This window comes from Citrobacter sp. UYEF32 (genome assembly GCF_040546205.1).
Taxonomy (GTDB): Bacteria; Pseudomonadota; Gammaproteobacteria; order Enterobacterales; family Enterobacteriaceae; genus Phytobacter; species Phytobacter diazotrophicus.
Genome location: NZ_JBEPNI010000019.1, coordinates 1 through 1579 on the forward strand (window position 1 = coordinate 1; position 1579 = coordinate 1579).

At 53.6% G+C, this 1579-nt stretch carries 1 rRNA gene; it reads left to right on the plus strand.

What is annotated here, in order from left to right:
- Positions 1–1579 (plus strand): 23S ribosomal RNA (locus tag ABIB59_RS26305); the annotation flags it as partial.

Below are 1579 nucleotides of genomic sequence, written 5' to 3' on the forward strand. Positions count from 1 at the left end.
GAAGGTGTGCTGTGAGGCATGCTGGAGGTATCAGAAGTGCGAATGCTGACATAAGTAACGATAAAGCGGGTGAAAAGCCCGCTCGCCGGAAGACCAAGGGTTCCTGTCCAACGTTAATCGGGGCAGGGTGAGTCGACCCCTAAGGCGAGGCCGAAAGGCGTAGTCGATGGGAAACAGGTTAATATTCCTGTACTTGGTGTTACTGCGAAGGGGGGACGGAGAAGGCTATGTTAGCCGGGCGACGGTTGTCCCGGTTTAAGCATGTAGGCTGGTTATCCAGGCAAATCCGGATAATCAAGGCTGAGGTGTGATGACGAGTCACTACGGTGATGAAGTAACAAATGCCCTGCTTCCAGGAAAAGCCTCTAAGCATCAGGTAACACGAAATCGTACCCCAAACCGACACAGGTGGTCAGGTAGAGAATACCAAGGCGCTTGAGAGAACTCGGGTGAAGGAACTAGGCAAAATGGTGCCGTAACTTCGGGAGAAGGCACGCTGATATGTAGGTGAAGCCCCTGCGGGCGGAGCTGAAATCAGTCGAAGATACCAGCTGGCTGCAACTGTTTATTAAAAACACAGCACTGTGCAAACACGAAAGTGGACGTATACGGTGTGACGCCTGCCCGGTGCCGGAAGGTTAATTGATGGGGTTATCCGTAAGGAGAAGCTCTTGATCGAAGCCCCGGTAAACGGCGGCCGTAACTATAACGGTCCTAAGGTAGCGAAATTCCTTGTCGGGTAAGTTCCGACCTGCACGAATGGCGTAATGATGGCCAGGCTGTCTCCACCCGAGACTCAGTGAAATTGAACTCGCTGTGAAGATGCAGTGTACCCGCGGCAAGACGGAAAGACCCCGTGAACCTTTACTATAGCTTGACACTGAACATTGAGCCTTGATGTGTAGGATAGGTGGGAGGCTTTGAAGCGTGGACGCCAGTCTGCGTGGAGCCAACCTTGAAATACCACCCTTTAATGTTTGATGTTCTAACGTGGACCCGTAATCCGGGTTGCGGACAGTGTCTGGTGGGTAGTTTGACTGGGGCGGTCTCCTCCCAAAGAGTAACGGAGGAGCACGAAGGTTGGCTAATCCTGGTCGGACATCAGGAGGTTAGTGCAATGGCATAAGCCAGCTTGACTGCGAGCGTGACGGCGCGAGCAGGTGCGAAAGCAGGTCATAGTGATCCGGTGGTTCTGAATGGAAGGGCCATCGCTCAACGGATAAAAGGTACTCCGGGGATAACAGGCTGATACCGCCCAAGAGTTCATATCGACGGCGGTGTTTGGCACCTCGATGTCGGCTCATCACATCCTGGGGCTGAAGTAGGTCCCAAGGGTATGGCTGTTCGCCATTTAAAGTGGTACGCGAGCTGGGTTTAGAACGTCGTGAGACAGTTCGGTCCCTATCTGCCGTGGGCGCTGGAGAATTGAGGGGGGCTGCTCCTAGTACGAGAGGACCGGAGTGGACGCATCACTGGTGTTCGGGTTGTCATGCCAATGGCACTGCCCGGTAGCTACATGCGGAAGAGATAAGTGCTGAAAGCATCTAAGCACGAAACTTGCCCCGAGATGAGTTCTCCC